Genomic DNA, 23,162 nt, shown 5'->3' with positions numbered 1-23,162 from the left:
ACTTCACGTCCCGTTCCCGATATGCGCCTTAGCTGGCGCGGGTCTTCTCTTCGCTGGTCGAAACGACGTCGGCGGGCTTGTGATCGATCGTCGAGCCGGCAGGCTTCACGGGCGTCTCGTCGTCGTCGGCGAGGCCCTTCTTGAAACTCTTAACACCCTTGGCCATGTCGCCCATGACGTCCGAGATCTTGCCCTTGCCGAAGAGGAGCAGGACGATCACCAGCACGATAAGCCAGTGCCAAATGCTGAAGGAACCCATCGAACAGTCTCCAGAAAACGCGTTCTCGCCGGTAGCCGCGGACTATCGCAGAGCGGACACGGCACTTCAACCGACCCTTGACCGCATGTAGGGCTATTCTAAGGCTTTATCAAATATGAGCACGTCGCGCGGGTCGACGGCGATCGCCACGCTTTCGCCCGCCCGCACCGGCGTTCCACCGCGCAGGCGCAGCCGGATCGGCGCATCGCAGCTCTCGACGGCGACTTCCGCGAGATCGACTTCGCCGAGAAAACGATGCGAAACGACGCGGCCCGGCACGCCTTCCGCGGCGAATCGGATGCCCTGCGGACGGACGGCGACCGTCAGCGCGCTGCCCTCGGCCCGGCCGGGCGCCGGCACGGTTCCGATCGGCGTCACCGCTTCCCCGCCACGGGCGAGCGTGTCGAACTCGTTGAGTTCGGAGAAGAATCGCGCAGCGTACAGATTGCTCGGCCGCTCATAGAGATCGCGCGCCGTGCCGACCTGCAGCAGCTTGCCCTGCCGCATCAGCGCGATGCGGTCGCTCATCCGCATCGCCTCTTCGGGATCGTGCGTGACGATGATGCAGGTTGCGCGCGTCTCGCGGATGATCGCCAGCGTCTCGTCGCGAACATGATCGCGGAGGCGCTTGTCGAGGCCTGAGAACGGCTCGTCCATCAGCAGCACGCTCGGCCGCGGCGCAATGGCGCGGGCAAGCGCGACGCGCTGCTGCTCGCCGCCGGAAAGCTCATGCGGATAGGCAGCGGCAAAGCCTTCGAGGCCGACACGGGCCAGCGCGTGATGCGCCTGCCGCTCAGCTTCCGCGCGCGGCAGGTCGGCGAGCCCGTAGGTGACGTTCTTGAGGATCGTCATATGCGGGAACAGCGCGAAATCCTGGAACATCAGCCCGACGCCGCGCTTTTCCGGCGGCACGAAGGTGCCGGGCCCCGAGATTTCCCGCCCATTGACCAGCACGCGGCCGCCCGAGGGCCGCTCGAGCCCGGCCGCGACGCGCAGCAGCGTCGTCTTGCCGCAACCGGAGCGTCCGAGCAGACTGACGATCTCGCCCGGCTCGACGACGAGGTCGATGCCCTTCAGCGAGAGCGACTCGCCATAGTGGTGAACAATGCCCTCGAAGCCGAGCCGCGCGGCGATGGTGACGCCGGCCGTGCCACGGCGGCCCCAGGAGGTGCGCTCGAGGGTAGCGGATTGCTCGGGGGATTGGATGCTGGCCATGGCCAAGCGTTTAGCGGCAGCGGGCGCGAAAATCGACCAAAATGCTCACTGCTCCTCGCCAAGACCGGACGGGAGCAGGTCGCCCGGATCGAGCGGATCCTCGTCCGCCGTCAGATCGGGGCCGTCATGCGGCTCGGGGACGGCAAAGCCGGGCGGGATGCGCCCGTCGAGGAGGCCCGCGCCGCGCAGTTCCTCGAGGCCCGGCAGGTCGCCGATCGCGTCGAGGCCGAAATGCACCAGGAACGCCTCCGTGGTGCCATAGGTGACCGGCCGGCCCGGCGCGCGGCGGCGTCCGCGCATGCGCACCCAGCCCTGCTCCATCAGGACGTCGATCGTGCCCTTCGAGATGGAGACGCCGCGCACCTCCTCGATCTCGGCGCGCGTCACCGGCTGGTGATAGGCGATGATGGCGAGCGTTTCGAGCGCCGGCCGCGACAGGCGCCGCGCCTCGGTCAAGTCGCGCTTCAGGAGGAAGGAGAGATCCGGCGCGGTGCGAAAAAGCCATTTGCCGGCGACGCGCACCAGATTGACGCCACGCGCCGAATAGGCGTGCTCCAGCTCCGCCAGCAGCGCATCCACGTCGCTGCCCTCGGGCAGGCGGGAGGCGATGTCCGATGCCGCCAGCGGCTCGCCGCTCGCGAACAGCAGCGCCTCGACGAGGCGGAGCGCGAAGCGGCGGCTCTCGGGTGCCAGCGAGGTGATGTTGCTGTCGTCAGTCATCGGCGCCCTCCGCGCCCGGATCACGCAGATAGAGCGGCGCGAAGGCGCCCGACTGGCGCACCAGCACCCTGCCCTCGCGCACCAGTTCAAGGCTCGCCCCGAAGGACGAGGCGAGCACGGTCGCCCGCATCTCCGGCGTCACCAGATAGGGCGAAAGGAAGACTTCCATCGGCGTCCACTCCGCAAGGCGGCCGATCATGCGCGTCAGGATCTCGCGCCCGTCGGCGAGCGACCAGACCTGACGCTTGCGGACATGAACGATCGAGACCATCTGGCGCTGCCGCTGGGCGGCATAGGCCATGAGCAGGTCGTAGAGCGTCGCGCTATAGGCCGTCTTCGAAGAAATCTCCACCGGCTCAGGCGCGCCGCGCGGATAGACGTCGCGCCCGAGCCGGTCGCGATTGACGAGCCGCGCGGCCGCATCGCGCATCGCCTCCAGCCGCTGCAGGCGGAAGGCGAGCGCGGCGGCCATCTCCTCGCCGCTCGGTCCCTCCGCGGCCGCCGGCTCCGGCAGCAGCAGGCGCGATTTGAGATAGGCGAGCCAGGCCGCCATCACGAGATAGTCGGCGGCGAGTTCGAGCCGCAGTTCGCGCAGCTTCTCTATATAGGCGAGATATTGATCCGCGAGCGCGAGGATCGAGATGCGCGCGAGATCGACCTTCTGCGTGCGGGCCAGCGAGAGCAGCAGGTCGAGCGGGCCTTCGAAGCCGTCGACATCGACATGCAGCGTCTCGTCGTCGGGCCGGTTGGCCCGCCGCTCCGCGCCTTCCCATTCCGCGATCAGGCCGTCCTTGCCCTCGGCCATCCCCGATCCGTTCAGCTCGCGGCCGGCGGCCAGCCCGCCCGATCCGCCAGCGTCGCATATTCCGCCTCCGCCGCCTCGCGGTCGAGGGGGTGGGCGGGCTTGCGCGCCGCAAGCGCCGTCGCGGCGCGCTCCGCCGAGCGACCCGACAGTTCGGGCACGGCATCGGCCACGGCGCGCATCTCGTCCATGAGGCCGTTGCAGTGCAGGACAATGTCGCAGCCGGCATCGAGCACCGCGGCGGCGCGGCTCGAATAATCGCCGCCGAGCGCCTTCATCGAGAGGTCGTCGCTCATCAGCAGCCCGTCGAAGCCGATATGGCCGCGAATGATCTCGTCGACCACGATCCGCGACGTCGTTGCCGGGCGGCCGGGATCGATCGCGTGGAACACGATATGCGCCGTCATGCCCATGGGCAGCGCCGCCAAGGCGCGGAACGGCACGAAATCCGAATGCTTGAGCGTCGAAAGCGCCGCATCCACCTCGGGCAGCGCCAGATGGCTGTCGAGCGTCGCGCGGCCATGCCCGGGCATGTGCTTCATGACGGGCAGCACCCCGCCGGCCATCAGTCCCTCGGCCGCTGCGAGGCCGAGCGCCGTCACGGCATCGGCATCATGCGAATAGGCGCGGTTGCCGATCGCCGCATGGGTGTGCGGCGTGGATACGTCCAGAACGGGAATGCAATCGACGGTGATGCCGAGATCGGCGAGGTCGGAGGCGATGAGGCGCCCCTGCAGCCAGGCCATGCGGCGGCCGGCGGCCTGATCTTCGGCATAGAGATCGCCGGAGAATTTCGCGGCGGGCCGGTTCGGCCAGAGCGGCGGCCCGATCCGCTGGACGCGGCCGCCCTCCTGGTCGATCAGGACAGGCCGGTCCGGATCGCCAAGCGCATCGCGGAAGGCGGCGACGAGATCGCAGACCGCCTCAGCCGTTCCGATATTGCGCTTGAAGAGGATGAGCCCCCAGGGCCGCTCGTCGCGGAAGAAGGCGATCTCGTCATCGGTCAGTGCAGTTCCGGCACAGCCGGAGATGAACGCCTTGGCTGTCATGAGTGTCCGGATCCGTCGGATGTTGCGGTCTGGAGAGGGGCGCGCGGAGAGCCGCGCGCTCAGTTCTTCTGGACGATACAGTCGCCGCCGGCGGCCTTCAGCGCCTCGCAGATCGAGATCGACTCGTCGCGGGTGGCCGTCGGTCCAACGCGGACGCGATAATAGACGCCCTTCGCCCCGAGATCGGCGCGCGCAATATCCGGCGCGCGATTGCCGAGAATGCTCGGATATTTGCGCTGCAGCGCGCGGAACGCCGCCACCGCCTGATCCTCGCTGCGCTGCGAGGTGACCTGCACCACGAAGCCGCCGGAGGACGGCGCAGCCTGCGTCGCGGCAGGGCGGGCCGCCACCTTGGGCGCGGGCGCCGCGGCCGGCGGCTCCAGCTGCGAGTTATCCTTCACCGGCGCTGCGGAACTGGCCGCAGGAGCCTCGGCAACCTGCGCCGAGGGCTCGCGAGCCGGCGTCGGCGGAACGACGTCGGGCAGGACCGGCTCGGGCGCAGCGGCGGCGCCGCTGTCGGCGGCGGGTGCAGCCGCAGCCGACGGGGCAGCATCGGCGGCGGGCGCTGCGTCGGCGGCAGGCGCCGCAGGGACATCCGGCGCGGTATCCGGCGCGCCCTTGGCGCGGGCCTGGCTGGAGACGATCGTCCCATCCGGCTTGATCACGACGGTGCGCACCTTGCGCGGCACCGAATCGCCGTCGGCCGACTGATCGGTCTCACCGGACGAAGCGCCCGGCACGGCCGGTTCGGTGGAATTGTCGCCCGGCGCGCCGGGGAGAATGATGCGCGAAATCTCGCGGCTGCCGGCCGACTCGTTCGAAGCTGGCGCGGAGTCGACGGCGCCGTCGTCGGGGAGCACGAGCTGCTCCTGAGGCGCGGTGTCCGGATTGGCGCGATCGAAGATGACCTTGTTCTGCTGGCCGTCCGAATCGGTCGGCTGCACGGTCGGCTGGACCTTGGTCGGGTTGGGATCGGCGTCGATGACCTGCGGCGCGCTCGCCGTCGTCAGCGTGCCATTGTCCTTGAGCGCGAGCGCGACCAGGCCGCCGGCGAGCAGCACGGCGAGCACGATCGCGGCGCCGATCAGGAGCTTGCGCGAGCGGCGCGGCGGTTGCGCGCCATAGCCGTCATATTCCGAGAAATTCTCCTCGGAATAATCGCCCTCGTCATAGGGCTGCTCGGCCGCATCATCGTAATAATAGTCGTCGTCATAGCCGCCGGCTGCTGCCGGCTCCGGCGCGGGCGGGGCCGCCGGCGCACGGACGGGCGCGGCGCCGCGCTTGGCCGCGAACGGATCGGCGGGACGATCGTAGTCGCCGGACGAATAGGCCGTGCCGGCATAGGGATCTTCTTCCGCCGGCGCGGGCGCGCGGGATGCACCCCAATTGGCGGGCTGCGCCGGCTGCTGGGGCGGCGGCGGAGCGGCGCCGCGAAGGCGCATATCGTCGAAAGCCTGCGCCTGGCGTGGCGGTGCGGCCGGCGGGGCCTGCCGAAGCGGCGGCTCCTGCATGCGCGGCTCTTGCATGCGGGGCGGCTCCTGCATGCGAGGCTCCTGCATGCGGGGTTCTTGCGCACGCGGCGGCGCGACCCGCGCATTCGGATCGAAGGAGGATTGCAGGTCGTTCAGCAGTTCGGATTCGAGATCGAACGAAAAATCGCGCGAGGGCGCGCGCTGCGCTGGCGCAGCGGGAGCCGCCTGACGGGGCGCCGGCTGCGCCGAAGCGGCGGGACGCCCGACGAGATCATCGAAGCTCTGGTTGCCGGACACGATACGGGCCAGCTCAGCCAGGGGATCGTCCGACGATGGCGATCGCGAAGAAGCCGGATCCGAAGGATTCGGCTTGCGCGTGAAAGACTTCTCGTAGCGATCTGCCATCGCACTCCACTTTCGGCCGATCCAGACACCGGTCGGTACTCAAATCAGTGAGAAGATGCCTAGCGCATCTCCTCGGGCGCGCTGACGCCCAGTATCGACAAACCGGATGAGAGCACCAGCTTTGTGGCATGAACAAGGGCCAGTCTGGATGCGGTCAACTCTGGTTCTTCAAGATTAATAAACCGTAATTGCGGCAGATCCTTGCCCCGGTTCCACTGCTGATGGAACTCGGCTGCCAGTTCGTAAAGGTAAAATGCAACGCGGTGCGGCTCGCTGGCCTCTGCCGCTGATTCGACGATACGCGGGAATTCTGCAAGGCGGCGCAGAAGCGCCAGCTCGCCCGAATCATCGAGCAGCGTCAGATCCGACGACGCCAGCTTTTCCGCCGACAGATCGCGGCCCGGAAGCTCGATCTCGGCATTGCGCAGGATCGATGCGGCGCGGGCATGGCCGTACTGCACATAGAAGACCGGATTGTCCTTCGACTGCTCCGTGACCTTCTGGAAATCGAAATCGAGCGGCGCGTCGCTCTTGCGATAGAGCATCATGAAGCGCACCGCGTCGCGGCCAACCTCTTCCACGACGTCGCGCAAAGTCACGAAATCGCCCGAGCGCTTCGACATGCGCACCGGCTCGCCGGCGCGGTAGAGCTTGACCAGCTGGCACAGCAGCACCTCGATCGAGGCAGAGCCGCCCGAAATCGCGCGCCCCACCGCCTGAAGGCGCTTCACATAGCCGCCGTGATCGGCGCCGAGCACATAGATCATGCGCCGGAAGCCGCGGTCGAACTTGTCCTTCATATAGGCGACGTCGCCGGCGAAATACGTGTAGCTGCCGTCCGACTTCATCAGCGGCCGGTCGATGTCGTCGCCGACATCGGTGGCGCGGAAAAGGAGCTGCTCGCGATCCTCCCAATCGTCGGGAAGCTGGCCCTTGGGCGGGGGCAGCGTGCCGCGATAGACGAAGCCCTTCTTCTCCATGTCCTCGATCGTCGAGGCGATCTTGCCGCCATCGGGGCCGGCGAGCGAGCGCTCGGAGAAGAACACGTCGTGGCGCACATTGAGCAGCGCGAGATCGTCCTGGATCATCGCCATCATGGCGTCGATCGCGAACTGGCGCACGATCGGCAGCCATTCGGCCTCGCTCTTCGCCAGCAGGCCCGCGCCATATTCGGTCGCCAGCGCCACGCCGACCGGGACCAGATAGTCGCCGGGATAGAGGCCCTCGGGGATGGCGCCGACATCCTCGCCGAGCGCCTCGCGATAGCGCAGGAACGCGGAGCGGGCGAGCACGTCGACCTGCCCGCCGGCGTCGTTGATGTAATATTCCTTGGTGACGTCGTAGCCGGCCGCAATCAGCAGATTGGCGAGCGCATCGCCCACCACCGCGCCGCGACAATGGCCGACATGCATCGGGCCGGTCGGATTGGCCGAGACATATTCGACATTGACCTTGAGGCTGCTGCCGATATCGCCGGTGCCATACGCAGGACCGGCCGCGATCAGGGCGCGGAGCGCCTCGGCGCGATAGGCGCCCGTCAGCACGATGTTGATGAAGCCCGGGCCCGCAACGTCGACGGAGGCAACGGCGCCGTCATCGCGCAGGCGCCCCGCGATCGCCTCGGCGAGGTCGCGCGGCTTCAGACCGAGCGGCTTGGCGAGCACCATCGCGGCATTGGTTGCGAGGTCGCCATGCGCGGCATCGCGCGGCGGCTCCACGACGATGCGCGAAAGATCGGCACCCTCCGTGCCGCGGGCGGCGAGCACGAGCTCGACGGCGGAAGTCACGCGCGCAGTGAAATCGCGGAAGATGTTCATGGTCGGACGGTCTCGGTCGAGCGGGTCTGGCAATGGTTCGGTGGATGCGTGGCGCTATCCCAAATCGGTGGAGGCGTCAAACAGACGCTGATATTCGCGCAGTGCATAGCGGTCGGTCATGCCGGCCAGGAAGTCGGCGATCGCCCGGGCGCGGCGCGGCTCGTCGAGCGCATTGGCGTCGGCGCGCCAGCCCTCGGGCAGCGCCCCCGGATCGCTCCAATAGCGCACGAAGAGCTGGCGCACCACATCCTCTGCCGATCGCATGACTTTCATAACGCGTTCATGGCGATAGACGTTTTTCTTGAGATACGACTTCACTTCGCGATCGGCCAGCGCCAGCGCGTCGGAGAAGGCGATCACCTGCCGTCCGGCATGGCGGATATCGTCGGCGCTTGTCGGCGCCAGCGCCGCGATGCGGGCGAGCGACTCGCGGATCACGTCCTCGATCATGCGCGTGATCACCCGCCGCACGACCTCATTGACGAGGCGCGGCGGCTGAAGGCCGGGATGCTCATCCTCGATCGCCAGCATGATGTCGCGCAGGAACGGCACCTCGCGCAGCCCTTCCGCGGTGAGCAGGCCGGCCCGCATGCCGTCGTCGATGTCGTGCGCGTCATAAGCGATGTCGTCGGCGATCGCGGCGGCCTGCGCCTCGGCGGAGGAATAGCTGGCGAGTTCCAGATCCTGCAGCTCCGCATAGGCCGTCAGCGCGACCGGCAACGGGCGACCGGCATAGACGCCGATGCCCTGCCCGTTCGCGCCCACCAGCGGTCCGTTGTGCTTCACGAGCCCTTCGAGCGTCTCCCAGGAGAGGTTCAGCCCGTCGAAATCGGGATAGCGCCGCTCGAGCTTGGTGACGACGCGCAGGCTCTGCGCATTGTGGTCGAAGCCGCCATAATCAGCCATGACCGCATCCAGCGCCCGCTCGCCGGCATGGCCGAACGGCGTGTGGCCGAGATCATGCGCCAGCGCCACCGCCTCGGCGAGGTCCTCGTCGAGCCGCAGGGCGCGGGCCAGCGCGCGGGCGATCTGCGCCACCTCGATCGTGTGGGTGAGGCGGGTACGGTAATGGTCCCCCTCGTCATAGAGAAAGACCTGCGTCTTGTCCTTCAGCCGGCGGAAGGCCGTCGAATGGATGATGCGGTCGCGGTCGCGCTGATAGGGCGTGCGCGTCGGGCTGCCCGGCTCGGGATAAAGGCGGCCCCGGCTCTCGCCCGGCTGTACGGCAAAGGCCGCGCGCTCGCCCCCGAAGCCGATCGAACCTTCCATGTGCCGCCTCGCCTGACCCGCACGGGTTGACCACCCGGCGCTGCAATCCTAACTATCCTTGAACGAACCAGCATCCTAGCGGTTCATCGGGATGTCCTCATGACCATGGCGATCACGATTTCCGAGCGCGCTGCCAAGCGCATCGCACGCATCCTGTCCAAGGAGCCGTCCGGCACGGCGCTGCGCATTTCCGTGTCCGGCGGCGGCTGCTCCGGCTTCCAATACGGCTTCGACCTCGACGCGAGCCGCGCCGAGGACGATCTCGTGCTGACCCGCGACGGCGCGACGGTGCTGATCGACCAGGTCTCGATCCCGTTCATGGACGGCTCCGAGATCGACTATGTCGACGACCTGATCGGCCAGTCGTTCCAGATCAAGAACCCGCTCGCCACCTCCTCCTGCGGCTGCGGGACCTCGTTCGCGATCTAGAGCCTTTCCTCCTTTGATTGGAAGCACCGACGGCACGACCAACTTCGCCGTCATCCCGGACTTGATCCGGGATCCATGCAGCCGGAGCATGGGGAGTTCAGACAACCAGCAGCGCAGCTGAATGGATCCCGGGTCAAGAGCCCGGGATGACGGAGCTTTGCTGGGCGGGTTGGTCATCGACGCCCGATTCCGACAAGGCAGGAAGCGATCCAACCAACCCTATTCGAGATTGGTGTGGTTCGCCCGCATGGTTTCGGGCGAAATCGCCAGCTTGTCGCGCAGCTTGAGGATCATCACCTCGAACAGCACGAACAGCGCGCCCTCGAACAGTGAGCCCATCGGCAGGACCGAGCTCTTCCACTCGCCCTGGTCGTCGGCCATGGTCTGCGCCGGCAGCGTCAGCACGAAATCGGCATAGGCCGCGCCGCGGCCCTTGGGCTGCGCCGTGATGAAGAGGATGCGCGCGCCGGCCCGCTTGGCGACGTCCATCAGCGCCAGCGCCGTGGATATCTCGCCGGGACCGCAGGTGACGATGAAAAGATCGCCCTTGCCGACCGGCGGGGTGGTCATGTCGCCCTCGACCGCGACCCTGAGGCCCATGTGATAGAGCCGCATGGCGAAGCCCATGATCTGCAGCCGCTCGCGCCCGCCGCCGAACACGACGATCGTCTTGGCCTCGGCGATCATGTCGAGCGCCTTGTCGACGGCGGCATCGTCGATCCGCTCGAAGACGCCCTTCAGTTCATCGAGCGCCGTGCCGTAAAGCGAGCCCATGGTCTTCCTCCCGTTTCGATGATTGTTCGAAGCGGCCGCTCCTCAACGGCCGCCGCGCCGGTCGTTCGTTGCCGGCCGGCTATTGGAATGCGGTCTCGGTGAAGCTGCGCAGCTTGCGGGAATGCAGCCGCTCCGGCGCCATCTCGCGGAGCATTTCGAGCGCGCGGATGCCGATCTCCAGATGCTGGTTCACCTGCGTGCGATAAAACTCCGATGCCATGCCGGGCAGCTTCAATTCGCCATGCAGCGGCTTGTCGGAGACGCAGAGCAGCGTCCCGTAGGGCACGCGGAAGCGGAAGCCATTGGCCGCGATCGTCGCCGATTCCATGTCGAGCGCCACGGCGCGCGACTGCGAGAAGCGCTGCACCGGCTCGCGATGATCGCGAAGCTCCCAGTTGCGATTGTCGATCGTGGCGACCGTGCCCGTACGCATGATGCGCTTCAGATCATAGCCCTCGAGCCCGGTCACCTCCTCGACCGCATCCTCCAGCGCCACCTGCACCTCGGCGAGCGGCGGGATCGGGATCCAGGCCGGAAGATCGGCGTCGAGCACGTGATCCTCGCGAACATAGCCATGCGCCAGCACATAGTCGCCGAGCTTCTGGCTGTTCCGCAGCCCCGCGCAATGGCCGAGCATCAGCCAGGCATGCGGGCGCAGCACGGCGATATGGTCGGTGATCGTCTTCGCATTGGACGGACCGACGCCGATATTCACCATGGTGATGCCGGCGCTGGAGCCGCGCTTCAGATGATAGGCCGGCATCTGCGGCAGGCGCGGCGGCGCGCGGCCGGTCGTCGGCTCGACGGAACCGGCGGGCGTCACGAGATTGCCCGGCTCGACGAAGGCGTCATAGCCCCCGCCCCCCTCGGCCATCAGGCGGCGCGCGCGGGCGCAGAACTCGTCGATATAGAACTGGTAGTTGGTGAACAGCACGAAGTTCTGGAAATGCTCGGCATCCGTCGCGGTGTAATGCGCGAGGCGGAAGAGCGAATAGTCGATGCGCGGCGCCGTGAACGGGGCGAGCGGCATGGGCGTGCCGGGCGGCGTCACATAGGTGCCGTTGACGATGGCGTCGTCGGTCACGGCGAGGTCGGGCACGTCGAACATGTCGCGCAGGGGACGCTCGATCCGCGCCGCGAGCTCGCCCTCGACATGGACGCCGTTCGGGAACGCGAAATGCAGCGGGATCGGCAGGTCGGACGGGCCGACCGAGACCGGAACGCCGTGATTGCGCAGCAGCAGGCGGATCTGCTCCGTCAGATAGCTGCGAAAGAGGCTTGGCTGGGTGATCGTGGTCGCATACTCGCCAGGGCCAGAGACATGGCCATAGGCGAGGCGGGAATCGATATGGGCGTAGCTGCTCGTACGGATGCCGATCTCCGGATAGGTGGCACGTACCCTGCCCTTCGGCAGCGTGCCATGCAGTAGCGCATCGAAGCGATCGCGCAGATGCGCCGTGTGCGCGTCATAGATCTCCTCGAGGCGCCGCACCGCCTTCACCGGATCGGTGAAGGCCTCGGTCGCGATCGGCTCCGGAAGGTCGTAGGCGACGGCGTCGTAATCCGGCTCGGCGGTCATATCGGTCCCCATTTGGGGCGCGACTGTCCGTCAGGCGGGGCGCCGGGTCAAGGCGCCCCGCCTGTCCGGCCTGTCACATCGGCATGTCGCCGATCCGTGCCGCATAGTCGGCCTTGAGGCGCTTGTGCAGCGACCAGAAGCTCTCCGCCGGCTCGCCCTCCAGTTCGGCCACCAGCATCGCCACATGGGCATGCCAGCCGGAGGACACGCTGAGGCGGAAGCCCGGATCCGGCAGGCGGCTATGCGTCAGAATGAAGCGCACGCGGTCCCCGGCGGGCTCCAGCTCGAACGTCACCTCCGACGCGTCCGCCTTGGCTTCGCCCCAGGTGAAGGAAAGCCGGTGCGGCGGGTCATAGTCCGTCACCGTGCAGACCAGGCTGTGCTCCTGGTTCGCGCCGGCATATTCGGGCGGCGGCAGATCGTCGGCCCGGCTCAGATGCGCGTTGTTCCAGACGAAGGCGACGCGGGCGCCATCCGCCGCGATCGTGTCGCCCGCCGCCAGCCAGAGGCGCCGCTTGGCCGGATCGGTGAGATATGACCAGACCCGTTCGATGGGGCCGGGCAGCAGCCGCTCCAGGCGCAGCGTCCTCCCATCCGTCAGTGTGCCGAATTCCTGATTCCGATCGAGCATCACGTCCTCCTGCTTCCCTTGGTTTCGTCCTCTTCCGCCAGCGCCGCTTCCAGGGCATCGAGACGGGCATTCCAGAACTTCTCGTAGTGGCGCAGCCATTCGGCGCCGGCATGCATCGGCTCGGCCGAAAGGCGGCACAGATGCACGCGCCCCTTCACGGCCCGCTCGATCAGCCCTGCCCCCTCCAGCACCTTGATGTGCTTGGACGCTGCGGCCAGCGACATGGCGAAGGGCGCGGCCAGTTCGCCGACGGTCCGGGGGCCTTCGGCGAGGCCGCGCAGCATGGCGCGGCGGGTTCGATCCGAAAGAGCGTGGAAGGTGGCGTCGAGCGCCATGTCTTGATCATCAACCATGTGGTTGAGAATAGAGAGGAGGGATGGAACAGTCAACCGATCGGTTGAGTATTTTCGACATCCTGATCGGGGAAACAAAAAAGGGCGGCCCGAGGCCGCCCTTGATTTCGGTTTGGGGAGATGGGGTCGGGTCAGACCAGCTTGGCGTCGAGACTGATCGGAACCGCCTTCAAAGCCTTGGAGACCGGGCAGCCTTCCTTGGTCGCGGCTGCGATCGTGTCGAACGCCGCCTTGTCGATGCCCGACACCTTGGCCTCGGTCACGAGGGTGATCGAGGTGATCTCGAAGCCGCCGCCGACCGGCTCGACCTTGACCTTCGCGCTCGTATGGACGCTGTCGACCGTATGGCCGGCGCCGGAAAGCCCGGCGGCAAGCGCCATCGAGAAGCAGGCCGCATGCGCCGCCGCGATCAGCTCCTCGGGATTCGTCCCCACCCCTTCCTCGAAGCGCGAGGAGAAATTGTACTGCCCCTCATAGGCGCCACTCCCGAGCTTGACGGAGCCCTTGCCGGCCTTGAGATCGCCCTTCCAGGTCGCGTCGGAAATTCTTGTCGGCATGGATCGTTCCTCTCCTGGTCGCCGGCTTCTGTGCCGACAGGAGGACACTTAGGAAGGACAGACGCCCGCTCCAAGGGCCAAGGTTGTCCACAAAGTGCATGGACTTCTGTCGTTTTGGCAGGATTGCGGCGTCTCAGGACTGTCGTGGCCGGGCGCGACCCGGCCACCCAGACTTGGTCGAACGTGCATCAGGATCGGACTGCGAGACTGGATTGCCGGGTCAAGCCCGGCAATGACAGGACGGGTCCGCAGTGGCGAACCGACTGCGTATGCCGACGCACCCTAATGCAGCGCGGCGCCCTCCTGCGGGCGTGCATAGCGCGGCAGCAGGAACGTCAGCAGGCCGATGCCGACCATCGCGAGCGCGGCAAAGCCGGTGCCCCACTGGAAGGCGCTGACATAGTCGTTGTCGGTCACCGCGAGGCGGCCGAAGAACACGACGCCGGTGATCGCGACGCCAAGCGCCGTGCCGACCTGGCCCATAGCGCTGACCACGCCCGAGGCGGAGCCTGCATGGCGGACCGGGACGTCGACCAGCACGAAATTGAACACCGGCGCGACGATGAGGCCCATGCCGATGCCGCCGAGGATCAGGGACGGGATCAGCTCCCAGGGCGTGATCGCCTTGCCGAAATGCCCGGCCGTCAGGCCGAGTGCGACGAGCGCCGCGGCCAGCGTGAACGCGCCGACCGTCAGCACGAGGCGGCCGAAGCGCGGGACGAGAATGGGGCCCGAAAGGCCTGCGGCGACCGAGACGCCGAGCGAGAACGGAATGCCGGTCAGGCCGGCCTCCATAACGCTGAAGCCCATGCCGAGCTGCATGTAGAGCGACTGCGTCAGGAAGAAGCCGCCGACGACGCCGAAGAAGGTGCCGCAGATCAGGATGCCGACGAGGAAGGAGCGATAGCCGAAGAGGCTGGGCACCACGAGCGGCGAGCCGTCGATCGCGTCGCGCCGGCGCTGGCTCCAGGCGAAGAGCACGAACATCGGCACGGAGAGCGCGATCATGACGAAGCCCCAGGTCGGCCAGCCGAATTCGCGCCCCTGGATCAGCGGGAAGGCCAGCATCGACATGGCGATGAGCGCCAGCGCCGTGCCGAGCAGGTCGAGCTTCAGCGGATGCGGCGACTTGGCCGAGGGCAGCGCGAACCAGGCAGCGACGAGCGCGAAGATGCCGACGGGCACATTGACGAGGAAGATCATGCGCCAGCCGAGCCCGAACAGGCTGCCGGCCACGAGCAACGCGCCGATGATCGGCCCGAGCACGCTGGCGAGCCCGGCAATCGCGCCATAGAAGGCGGAGATGTGCTGCCGCTCCTTGGGGTCGACATAGAGGATCTGGATGGTCGACATGATCTGCGGCACCATGATCGCCGCCGCGGCGCCCTGGAACAGGCGCGCGAAGACGAGCCCATTGGCCGTGGTCGAGAAGCCGCAAAACGCCGAGGCGATCGTGAAGCCGGCCATGCCGATCAGGAACATGGTCTTGTAGCCGTAGATGTCGCCGAGCCGGCCGCCCGGGATCAGGAACAGCGCGAAGGTCAGCGCATAGCCGGCGACGATCCACTGGACCGAGGCGAAGTCGGCGCCGATCGAGCCCTGGATCGCGGGAATCGCGACATTGACGATCGTCCCGTCCAGAATGTCCATGAAGAAGGCGATGAGGACGACGAGGACCGCGATGCGCCGCGACCTGCCCTGGAGAAGGGCGCGCCCCGTCGGGCTACCCTGCTGCGCGTCCATCCCTGCCACCTCGTCCGCTCGCCGGACGATTCCGGGCGTTCCGCCGTTGCTCTATTCGACCGGCGGCGGCGACTCAATCTCCAATCCGCCGCAGCACGATCCACCGAGCCCCGCGAAGCGCGCGCAGAAGGACCGGAGCATGGCGTTGCGGACGTCTGCCGAAGGAATGCGTGGGCTTTCCACCGGCACCGCCAATCCGGGCGCAATCCGGTTTCCACTCGCCCCGAAAACGCACTAGTCTCGCCGCCATGAAGATCGCGACATGGAACATCAACGGCGTCAAGGCGCGCATCGAGACGGCGCTCGCCTGGCTCAAGGAAGCCTCGCCCGACATTGTCGGGCTGCAGGAGATCAAGACGGTCGACGAGGGCTTCCCGACGAGCGCCTTCGAGGATCTCGGCTACAATGTCGCCGTGCACGGCCAGAAGGGCTTCAACGGCGTCGCGCTGCTGTCCAAGCTGCCCTTCGACGAGATCAATCGCGGCCTGCCGGGCGATGCGGCCGACGAGCAGGCCCGCTTCATCGAGGGCGTCTTCTCGGTCCCGAGCGGGGCGCTCCGCGTCGTCTCGCTCTATCTGCCGAACGGCAATCCGATCGGCACGGAGAAGTTCAGCTACAAGCTGGCGTGGATGGAGCGTTTCCGTATCTGGGCCGCCGAGCAGCTGCTGCTCGAGGACCCGATGGTGCTCGCCGGCGACTACAACGTCATTCCCGAGTCGCGCGACGCCAAGGATCCCTCGCTCTGGCTCGGCGATGCGCTGTACCAGCCCGAGACCCGCGCGGCGTTCCGCGCGATCGAATCGCTCGGCCTGACCGATGCGCTACGCGCCACGACCGACGCCGGCGATCTCTATACCTTCTGGGATTATCAGGCCGGCGCCTTCCAGAAGAACAACGGCATCCGCATCGATCATCTCCTGCTGTCGCCGCAGGCGGCGGACCGGCTCAAGGGCGTCGGCATCGACAAATATGTCCGCGGCTGGGAGAAGCCGTCCGACCACGTGCCGGTCCATGTGGAGCTCGCGCTGTGAGCGAAACGTTCGAGCCGCTCACGGGCGGCTGCCTCTGCGGCCGCATCCATTACCGGATCAGCGCGCCGCCGCGCGTCGTCAGCCATTGCCACTGCCGCCTCTGCCAGCTCGCCGGCGGCAGCCTTTTCCTCACCTGGGCGAGCTTCGATGCGTCCGCCTTCGAACTCACGGCCGGCACGCCCGCGATCCACGAATCCTCGACGACGGGACGGCGCCATTTCTGCGCCGATTGCGGCACGCCGCTCATCATGACGATGACGAATGACGACCGTTATCTCGACGTGACGCTCGCCTCGCTCGACGAGCCAGACCGCTTCCCGGCCGACCAGAACATCTGGGTCGGCAGCCGCCGTCTCGCGGCCAAGGGCTTCGACGGCGACCTGCCCTCGCATCTCGACGAACCCGAGCTCTGACACCATGGGCGCAGGCGCCGAGACCCGTCCGGTCGGAACGCTCGCGGGCATCGGCCCGAAGACGGCAGCCTGGCTCGCGGAGGTGGATATCCGCACCGAGGCGGATTTGCGCCGGATCGGCGCCGTCGACGCCTATCGCAGGCTCAAGCACCGCGACCCGAAGCGCACCAGCCTGAACGCGCTCTGGGGGCTCCACGCCGCGCTCGCCGGCATTCCCTGGACCGCCATCGACGGCGCGACCAAGGCGGCGCTGCTTGCCGCGATCAAATCCGGAGACTGATGCAACCTGAACTTGGTAGCCATGCGACGCCGTGCCGAGTCACATCCTCGCTCGCTATAATCGGGATATCCCGTCTCGTTACGATGTTGCGGGGTTGGTCCGCCTGTTCGGCCCTGCCCCTGCCACCCGCCTCTTGTCTAGGGGACGGGGCGGTTGCCGCGTAGTGGCGAAATCTGGCCGTTCGCAGGGGGGTGCGATGAGCCTGACTATTGAAATGCAATCGGACCTGCCGGCGCGGGCCCCGGCGGCGCGCCTGCCGGACTGGTCGCGTCCGGATGAGGTCGCGGCCGCCATCGATATGATTCGCAGGCATCCCCGCTTCGATGAGGCGCGGATGCTCGCCATTCGTGGCATCGTCGATGGCTTCCGCGCGATGCCCGTGCTGAACCTCGTCATGAACGATCGGGGCCGCTTTCTCTTCCTGACGGCGGCGCTCGGCTTTCATGTCGATCCGGATCCAAACGGCAACGGCTTGCTGCCGAGCCGGCTCCTCGCCTTCTGCGAGGAAGGCGCGGTGTGCAGCCGCGGGCGGGCCAAGGCGATGCTCGCGGCGCTGCGCTGGGCCGGCTATCTCGATCCCGCACCGCCAACTGGCGACGGGAGAGCGCGGCCGCTGGTTCCCACCGAAAGCATGATGCGCATGGTCCGCGACCGCTGGCGCGCGCAGATCCGCATTGCCGCCGTGATCGAGCCGGCGATCGAGGCGGCCGGCTCCGCGCTCGAGGAAGATCCTATCTTCGTCTGCTACATGGCGCGCGCCTATATCGCGATGTTCCGACAGGGCTTCCGTCTGCTCGACCATGCCCCGGCGCTCAAGCCGCTCGCCGAGCGCAATGCGGGCATCCCGATCCTGCTGATGACCTATCTCGCCGCACGCGAAGCGACGCCACCGCCCTCGATCGCGGCGCTGTCGCGCCGCTTCGGCGTCTCGCGCGCCCATGTGCGGGAAACACTGCGGGCCGCCCAGAACGACGGCTTGCTGGCATCGGACGGAGACACCGGCGACATCGGCAACTTCGCGGCGCTCGACGACAACATCGCCGATTTCTTCGCGGCGACGCTGCTGACCTTCATCGGCACATCGACCAGTGCGCTCGCCGAACGGGCGGGCGCCGTCAGGCCTTAGCGCGGGAACTCGATGCCCATCTCGCGATAGCGCTCGGGATCGTCGGCCCAGTTCTCGCGCACCTTGACGAACAGGAAGAGGTGGACCGGCTTTTCGGCCATCTCCTGGATGTCGGCCCGCGCCGCCATGGAGATCGCCTTGATCGTCTCGCCCTTGTGGCCGATCACGATCCGCTTCTGGCTCTCGCGCTCGACATAGATCGTCTGCTCGATCCGGGCGGAGCCGTCGGGAAGATCCTTCCACTGCTCGGTCTCGACCGTCGAGGCATAGGGCAGCTCGTCATGCAGGCGCAGGAACAGCTTCTCGCGCGTGATCTCCGCGGCGAGCGCGCGCAGCGGCAGGTCGGAGACCTGGTCCTCGGGATAGAGCCACGGCCCGGGCGGCACGGCGCCGGCGAGATAGGAGAGAAAATCCGGGCAGCCGTCGCCGGAGAGCGCAGAGATCAGGAAGGTGCGCTCGAACTTCACGCGATCATTGGCCTTGGCGACCATTTCCAGCAGCGTCTCGTGCCGGACCTGGTCGATCTTGTTCAGGATCAGGATCTTCGGCTGGTGCACATCGGCCAGCTTGCCGAGGATGCCGTTCACGTCATCGCCGAGCCCGCGCTCCGCATCGACGAGCAGCGCAACGAGATCCGCATCCTTCGCTCCGCCCCAGGCCGTATCGACCATGGCGCGGTCGAGCCGCCGCTTCGGACGGAAAATGCCGGGCGTATCGACGAAGATGATCTGCGAGGCGCCTTCGATCGCGATGCCGCGCATGATGGCGCGCGTCGTCTGCACCTTGTGCGTGACGATCGAGATCTTGGTTCCGACCAGCCGGTTGAGAAGCGTCGACTTGCCCGCGTTCGGCGCGCCGATGAGCGCAACGAAGCCGCAGCGCGTCGGCGTCGATTCCTCGCCCTGCGGCTCATCCATTGCGCGTTCCTCAGACACCATTTCCCGCCTTCCATACGCCTGCGGCGATCAGCATCGCGCTCGCCGCGGCTTGCTCGGCCTCGCGCCGAGAACGTCCCTTGCCGAGCACCGAATGCATGCCCGTGGTCGAGACCTCGACGACGAAGTTCGGCGCGTGGTCCGGCCCGCTCCGGTCGACAATCTCGTAGCGGGGCGCCGCGAGGCCCCTGCCCTGCGCCCATTCCTGCAGCGTCGTCTTGGCATCGCGCAGCGGCGCGGCCCAGTTGAGCATACGCTCGCGCCAGTGCCGCCCGATGAAGCCGCTGGCGACATCGAGCCCGCCATCCAGGAACAGCGCGCCGATCACCGCCTCGCAGACATCGCCGAGAATCGCGGCCTTCTTGCGTCCGCCCGATTGCTGTTCGCCGCCGCCGAGCCGGATCCAGGCGTCGAGCCCGATGCCGAGCGCGACTTCGGCGCAGCTCTCATTGCGCACGAGCCCGTTCAGGCGGCGCGCCAGCTCTCCCTCATCCGCATCGGGAAAGGCATCGAGCAGCATGTCGGCGATCACGAGCGCCAGCACGCGGTCGCCGAGAAACTCGAGCCGCTGATAGCTCTCGCCGGGCGAGAGCTTGTCTTCCGCGACGGCGCTGGCATGAGTCAGCGCGCGCGACAGAAGCAAAGGCTTGGTGAAGCTGTGTCCGAGGCGGTCTTCGAGGGGACGGAGGAGTTCGTTCATCCCGATCCGTTGATTCTGGTGAAGAGACGGTCAAAGCGGACCGTCCAGGGCCAGCGCCAGAACTGCCAGGCGGGGTCGCCCTCCTTGACGGAGAAGAACACCAGTTCGGCGCGGCCGACGAAATTCTCGAACGGAACATAGCCGACGGCGCCGAGCACGCGGCTGTCCATCGAATTGTCCCGGTTGTCGCCCATCATGAAATAGCTGTCCGGGGGAACCTCGAAGACGGGCGTATTGTCCGAGAAGGAATGCGGATCGAGGTCGAGCACGTCATAGGAGATGCCCTTCTGGATCGTGCCGTCGGGCAGCTTGTAGTCGGGGAGCGTCTCGCGATAACGCGCGGCATGCACCTCGGCGCCGAACTCGTCCGTCGTGACGTAGTCTTCGACGCGCTCCTTCTTCACGGCCTGACCGTTGAGGTAGAGCACGCCGTCGATCATCTGCACCTTGTCGCCCGGCAGACCGATCACGCGCTTGATGTAATCGACGCTCGGATCGCGCGGCAGGCGGAAGACGGCGACATCGCCGCGCACCGGCTTGCTCGCCCAGATGCGGCCCGTGAAGAGATCGGGCGAGAGCGGCAGAGAATACTTGCTGTAGCCGTAGGCGTATTTCGAAACGAAGATGTAATCGCCGACCAGCAGCGTTGCCTTCATCGAGCCTGATGGAATGTTAAACGGCTGGAAAAGGAAGGTCCGCACGATCAATGCGAGGAGCAGCGCCTGGACGACGATCTTGACGGTTTCGCCCGTTCCGCCGCGCTCAGACTTGTACTTCTCGCTCGCCACGCTCATGGGTCCTTCCAATGATCCTCAAAAACCGCCGCGCGGCCGGCTCGACCAGTGTGAAATGGTTCATAACGGGTCGCCCGCTGCGGCGCAACGCGGCGCTGCGGCGATTGTGACGGCCGTCTCCTTTGCCGGGGAATTCAACTAGCGCGGTAGCGCCTCGATCACGACGAAGGCCTGGGCGAGCGGATAGTCGTCGGTGATGGTGAGGTGGACGACCCCGACATGGCCCGGCGGCAGGATGGCCGCGAGCCGCTCGGCCGCGCCGCCGGTCAGCGCCATGGTCGGCTGGCCGCTCGGCAGATTGACGACGCCCATGTCGCGCCAGAACACGCCCTGGTTGAGACCGGTGCCAAGCGCCTTGGCGCAGGCCTCCTTGGCGGCGAAGCGCTTCGCATAGGACGCCGCGCGCTGCTTGCGCCGGTCGGACTTCGCCCGCTCGATCTCGGTGAACACCCGCTCCGTAAAGCGCGCGCCATGCCGCTCCAGCGTCTGCTCGATGCGGCGAATGTCGATGAGATCGCTGCCGAGGCCGATGATCAATTGTCGAATCCTCGCCATGAAGACGCCTTGGCAACCGCCAAAAGCCGACTGACTGTTGCGATTTGGCGCAACCGGAACGCCGAACTACCGATGAAGGCGTCATCCCGGCGAAAGCCGGGATCCATACAGCCGCGGCCTTGGGAGCTAGAATAAAGCCAAGTCACGTCTGGTTCCAATTGGCCGGGATGCAAACGACCACCGCCTCGGCTGAATGGACCCCGGCTTTCGCCGGGGTGACGGCAGAGCATGTGCCTCCCGCCAGTAAGGCCTGAATCACCGGCCGGACTGGCTTCACGTTTTCACTCCGGCTGCACGACCGCCGGGGCGCGCGCCTCGTCCATCAGCTGCCGCATCTTGCGGATCGAGGCGTCGAGGCCGATGAAGATCGCCTCGCCGATCAGGAAATGGCCGATATTGAGCTCGCGGATCTCCGGGATCGCGGCGATCGGCTTCACCGTATCGTAGGAGAGGCCATGGCCGGCATGGACCTCGAGCCCGATCGAGGCGCCATAGGCGGCGGCCTCGACGATGCGCATCCGCTCGAACTCGAAGGCGCCGGGGCCGGAGTGGAACGCCTCGCAATAGGAGCCGGTGTGGATTTCGACCACCGGCGCGCCGAGCGCCCGCGCGGCGTCGAACTGCTCCCGGTCGGCGGCGATGAACAGCGAGACACGAATGCCGGCGACGGAAAGCTCGCGCACCATGGGGGCGAGCGCGTTGAACTGGCCGGCGGCGTCGAGCCCGCCCTCGGTCGTGCGCTCCTCGCGCCGCTCCGGCACGATGCAGGCCGCATGCGGCCGGTGACGCAGCGCGATCGAGACCATTTCGCGGGTCGCGGCCATTTCGAAATTGAGCGGCAGGGCGATCTGTTCGCGCAGCCGTGCAATATCGGCGTCGCCGATATGGCGCCGGTCCTCGCGCAGATGCGCCGTGATGCCGTCGGCGCCCGCCTCCGCCGCAATCCGCGCCGCGCGCAGCGGCTCGGGATGATCACCGCCGCGCGCGTTGCGGATGGTGGCGACATGATCGATGTTGACACCGAGCCTGAGGTTGCGGGCGGCGCTCATGAAATCCTCCTCTCAGGAACGGTTGCCGTGCAGTTCGCGCCTGCGGATCGCGACACGCTCGCGCCGCGCGGTGCGGAAGGCGTCCGTCGCATAGTAGACGGCGATATAGGAAATCGTCGCCGTCACCAGCGCAACCGGAATCGAACCGATCAGCATCGGCTCGAAGATCGGCCAGATGGAATGGGCGGAATCGCTGAGGAGGCCGTGCGAGATCTGCCGGAAGCTCAACGCTTCGGGCCGCCGGCCGAACCAGCCGAGCACGAGGCCGCCGGTCTCATAGGTCGTGAGCCAGATGATCGGAAAGGTCAGCGGATTGCCGATCGTGGTGCCGAGCACGGCGGCCAGCACATTGCCACGGACCAGATAGGCGGCGACGAAGCACAGCAGATAGTGAAAGCCGACAAAGGGCGTCATAGAAAGCGCGACGCCGACCGCGAAGCCCGCCGCGACCGAATGCGGGCTGCCGGACATGCGCATCAGCCGCTTCGAATGATAGCGCACGGCCCGCTTGAAGCCGCGCCGCGGCCACATCACGTGGCTGAACTTCTCATGGAAGCGGAGGGGCTTGCGGCGACGGAAGAGCATCGGATCGTGTGCTGGCCGGTTCAGGCCATGGTGCGACTACCCGGCTTGACCGGCGGTATGGCGGCCAATTCGGGCGGAAGCTGGTCGGCCGGATAGGCCGGCACCTTATATTCGGTGAGCGCGATGAGCGGCGCGCCCGCATCGGCCTCGCCGGCGGAGCGGTCGATCAGGCAGGCGACGGCGACGACCTCCGCGCCGAGCGGCTTCAGCGCCTCGATCGTCTCGCGGCAGGAAAGGCCGGTCGAGATGATGTCCTCGACCACGAGCACGCGCGTGCCCGGCTTCATCTCGAAGCGGCGCAGGCGGAAGACGCCGTTCTCGCGCTCGACCCACATCGCGGGCACGCCGAGATGGCGCGCGGTCTCGTAACCCGGGATGAGGCCGCCGATCGCCGGCGACACGATCGCGTCGAAGGTGATGCCGCTCGCGCGGATCTTGTCGGCCAGCGCCTTGCAGAGCCGCTCCGTCCGGTCCGGATGCATGAAGACGCGCGCCTTCTGCAGAAAGATCGGGCTGCGGAGGCCCGACGTCAGGATGAAATGGCCCTCGAGCAGGGCGCCGGACTGACGGAAGATGTCGAGGACTTCGGACTGGTTCATCGCTTCGCTTCGATTCTGGCC

At 67.1% G+C, this 23,162-nt stretch carries 26 protein-coding genes; 5 read left to right on the top strand and 21 right to left on the bottom strand.

The annotated features are described in order from the left end of the window. Window positions 1–28 precede the first annotated feature (28 nt). The 8 genes from GGR25_RS01035 to GGR25_RS01000 form a co-directional block, all read right to left on the bottom strand. Entirely contained in the window at window positions 29–259 is a 231-nt protein-coding gene (locus GGR25_RS01035) for a twin-arginine translocase TatA/TatE family subunit (protein WP_183396880.1), read from the bottom strand. 93 nt (window positions 260–352) lie between these two features. Next, the gene (locus GGR25_RS01030; protein WP_183396879.1) at window positions 353–1,474 is read right to left on the bottom strand and encodes an ABC transporter ATP-binding protein; all 1,122 of its coding nucleotides are present in this window, start codon (window positions 1,472–1,474) and stop codon (window positions 353–355) included. Window positions 1,475–1,519: 45 nt separating this feature from the next. After that, window positions 1,520–2,194 (bottom strand): SMC-Scp complex subunit ScpB, encoded by a 675-nt coding sequence (gene scpB, locus GGR25_RS01025; RefSeq protein WP_183396878.1) that lies wholly within the window; start codon window positions 2,192–2,194, stop codon window positions 1,520–1,522. Then, complete coding sequence (locus tag GGR25_RS01020; RefSeq protein ID WP_183396877.1) at window positions 2,187–2,999, bottom strand: segregation and condensation protein A; 813 nt, start codon at window positions 2,997–2,999, stop codon at window positions 2,187–2,189. The genes scpB and GGR25_RS01020 overlap by 8 nt, the downstream gene beginning before the upstream one ends. An 11-nt stretch (window positions 3,000–3,010) precedes the next feature. Continuing rightward, window positions 3,011–4,045 carry a beta-N-acetylhexosaminidase gene (gene nagZ, locus GGR25_RS01015; protein WP_183396876.1) on the bottom strand — a complete coding sequence of 345 codons (1,035 nt, stop codon included), beginning with the start codon at window positions 4,043–4,045 and terminating at the stop codon, window positions 3,011–3,013. 59 nt (window positions 4,046–4,104) lie between these two features. Continuing rightward, the gene (locus GGR25_RS01010; RefSeq protein ID WP_183396875.1) at window positions 4,105–5,589 is read right to left on the bottom strand and encodes an SPOR domain-containing protein; all 1,485 of its coding nucleotides are present in this window, start codon (window positions 5,587–5,589) and stop codon (window positions 4,105–4,107) included. 392 nt (window positions 5,590–5,981) lie between these two features. Further along, a complete protein-coding gene (gene argS / locus GGR25_RS01005) occupies window positions 5,982–7,739 on the bottom strand; it encodes an arginine--tRNA ligase (RefSeq protein WP_183396874.1) in 1,758 nt (585 codons plus the stop codon). A 54-nt stretch (window positions 7,740–7,793) separates the two neighbouring features. Continuing rightward, window positions 7,794–9,008 (bottom strand): deoxyguanosinetriphosphate triphosphohydrolase, encoded by a 1,215-nt coding sequence (locus GGR25_RS01000; RefSeq protein ID WP_183396873.1) that lies wholly within the window; start codon window positions 9,006–9,008, stop codon window positions 7,794–7,796. A 99-nt stretch (window positions 9,009–9,107) separates the two neighbouring features. Between GGR25_RS01000 and erpA the strand changes: the two genes are divergently transcribed. Further along, window positions 9,108–9,437, top strand: a complete 330-nt coding sequence (gene erpA, locus GGR25_RS00995; RefSeq protein ID WP_183396872.1) for an iron-sulfur cluster insertion protein ErpA — start codon at window positions 9,108–9,110, stop codon at window positions 9,435–9,437. Between the two features lie 219 nt (window positions 9,438–9,656). On the opposite strand, the gene GGR25_RS00990 is transcribed toward erpA, so the two are convergent. The 6 genes from GGR25_RS00990 to GGR25_RS00965 form a co-directional block, all read right to left on the bottom strand. Next, entirely contained in the window at window positions 9,657–10,211 is a 555-nt protein-coding gene (locus GGR25_RS00990) for an SIS domain-containing protein (RefSeq protein WP_183396871.1), read from the bottom strand. Window positions 10,212–10,290: 79 nt separating this feature from the next. Beyond that, window positions 10,291–11,790: an AMP nucleosidase gene (locus tag GGR25_RS00985; protein ID WP_183396870.1), complete on the bottom strand. Its 1,500-nt coding sequence runs from the start codon at window positions 11,788–11,790 to the stop codon at window positions 10,291–10,293. 73 nt (window positions 11,791–11,863) lie between these two features. Then, window positions 11,864–12,421, bottom strand: a complete 558-nt coding sequence (locus tag GGR25_RS00980; RefSeq protein WP_183396869.1) for an SRPBCC family protein — start codon at window positions 12,419–12,421, stop codon at window positions 11,864–11,866. Then, window positions 12,421–12,756, bottom strand: coding sequence for an ArsR/SmtB family transcription factor (locus GGR25_RS00975; RefSeq protein WP_246409131.1), 336 nt, complete (start codon window positions 12,754–12,756; stop codon window positions 12,421–12,423). Before GGR25_RS00975 ends, GGR25_RS00980 begins: the two co-directional genes overlap by 1 nt. Window positions 12,757–12,905: 149 nt before the next feature. Beyond that, on the bottom strand, window positions 12,906–13,331 hold the full coding sequence (locus GGR25_RS00970) for an OsmC family protein (RefSeq protein ID WP_183396867.1): 426 nt from the start codon (window positions 13,329–13,331) through the stop codon (window positions 12,906–12,908). Window positions 13,332–13,613: 282 nt separating this feature from the next. Then, window positions 13,614–15,074: an MFS transporter gene (locus GGR25_RS00965; protein WP_183396866.1), complete on the bottom strand. Its 1,461-nt coding sequence runs from the start codon at window positions 15,072–15,074 to the stop codon at window positions 13,614–13,616. Window positions 15,075–15,322: 248 nt separating this feature from the next. On the opposite strand from GGR25_RS00965, the gene xth reads away from it, so the two are divergent. The 4 genes from xth (at window position 15,323) to GGR25_RS00945 (ending at window position 17,924) form a co-directional block, all read left to right on the top strand. Beyond that, on the top strand, window positions 15,323–16,105 hold the full coding sequence (gene xth, locus GGR25_RS00960) for an exodeoxyribonuclease III (RefSeq protein WP_183396865.1): 783 nt from the start codon (window positions 15,323–15,325) through the stop codon (window positions 16,103–16,105). After that, the gene (locus GGR25_RS00955) at window positions 16,102–16,518 is read left to right on the top strand and encodes a GFA family protein (protein WP_183396864.1); all 417 of its coding nucleotides are present in this window, start codon (window positions 16,102–16,104) and stop codon (window positions 16,516–16,518) included. Before xth ends, GGR25_RS00955 begins: the two co-directional genes overlap by 4 nt. Before the next feature lie 4 nt (window positions 16,519–16,522). Continuing rightward, on the top strand, window positions 16,523–16,798 hold the full coding sequence (locus GGR25_RS00950; protein ID WP_183396863.1) for a TfoX/Sxy family protein: 276 nt from the start codon (window positions 16,523–16,525) through the stop codon (window positions 16,796–16,798). Between the two features lie 196 nt (window positions 16,799–16,994). Beyond that, window positions 16,995–17,924: a helix-turn-helix domain-containing protein gene (locus GGR25_RS00945; RefSeq protein WP_183396862.1), complete on the top strand. Its 930-nt coding sequence runs from the start codon at window positions 16,995–16,997 to the stop codon at window positions 17,922–17,924. Here the strand turns inward: GGR25_RS00945 and era are convergent. From era to pyrE, 7 genes are all read right to left on the bottom strand, one after another. Continuing rightward, window positions 17,921–18,841 (bottom strand): GTPase Era, encoded by a 921-nt coding sequence (gene era / locus GGR25_RS00940; protein ID WP_183396861.1) that lies wholly within the window; start codon window positions 18,839–18,841, stop codon window positions 17,921–17,923. The genes GGR25_RS00945 and era overlap by 4 nt on opposite strands. 10 nt (window positions 18,842–18,851) lie before the next feature. Then, on the bottom strand, window positions 18,852–19,559 hold the full coding sequence (gene rnc, locus GGR25_RS00935; protein WP_183396860.1) for a ribonuclease III: 708 nt from the start codon (window positions 19,557–19,559) through the stop codon (window positions 18,852–18,854). Then, window positions 19,556–20,353: a signal peptidase I gene (gene lepB / locus GGR25_RS00930; RefSeq protein WP_183396859.1), complete on the bottom strand. Its 798-nt coding sequence runs from the start codon at window positions 20,351–20,353 to the stop codon at window positions 19,556–19,558. The genes rnc and lepB overlap by 4 nt, the downstream gene beginning before the upstream one ends. A 138-nt stretch (window positions 20,354–20,491) precedes the next feature. Next, the gene (gene acpS / locus GGR25_RS00925; RefSeq protein WP_183397607.1) at window positions 20,492–20,890 is read right to left on the bottom strand and encodes a holo-ACP synthase; all 399 of its coding nucleotides are present in this window, start codon (window positions 20,888–20,890) and stop codon (window positions 20,492–20,494) included. A 299-nt stretch (window positions 20,891–21,189) separates the two neighbouring features. Continuing rightward, window positions 21,190–21,957: a pyridoxine 5'-phosphate synthase gene (locus GGR25_RS00920; RefSeq protein ID WP_183396858.1), complete on the bottom strand. Its 768-nt coding sequence runs from the start codon at window positions 21,955–21,957 to the stop codon at window positions 21,190–21,192. A 12-nt stretch (window positions 21,958–21,969) separates the two neighbouring features. Further along, window positions 21,970–22,542, bottom strand: coding sequence for a DUF2062 domain-containing protein (locus GGR25_RS00915; protein WP_183396857.1), 573 nt, complete (start codon window positions 22,540–22,542; stop codon window positions 21,970–21,972). Window positions 22,543–22,562: 20 nt separating this feature from the next. After that, window positions 22,563–23,141 carry an orotate phosphoribosyltransferase gene (pyrE, locus tag GGR25_RS00910; protein ID WP_183396856.1) on the bottom strand — a complete coding sequence of 193 codons (579 nt, stop codon included), beginning with the start codon at window positions 23,139–23,141 and terminating at the stop codon, window positions 22,563–22,565. Between the last annotated feature and the right edge of the window lie 21 nt (window positions 23,142–23,162).

It is taken from the genome of Kaistia hirudinis, from assembly GCF_014196455.1.
Taxonomy (GTDB): domain Bacteria; phylum Pseudomonadota; class Alphaproteobacteria; order Rhizobiales; family Kaistiaceae; genus Kaistia; species Kaistia hirudinis.
This window is presented reverse-complemented; position numbering and strand designations above follow the sequence as displayed.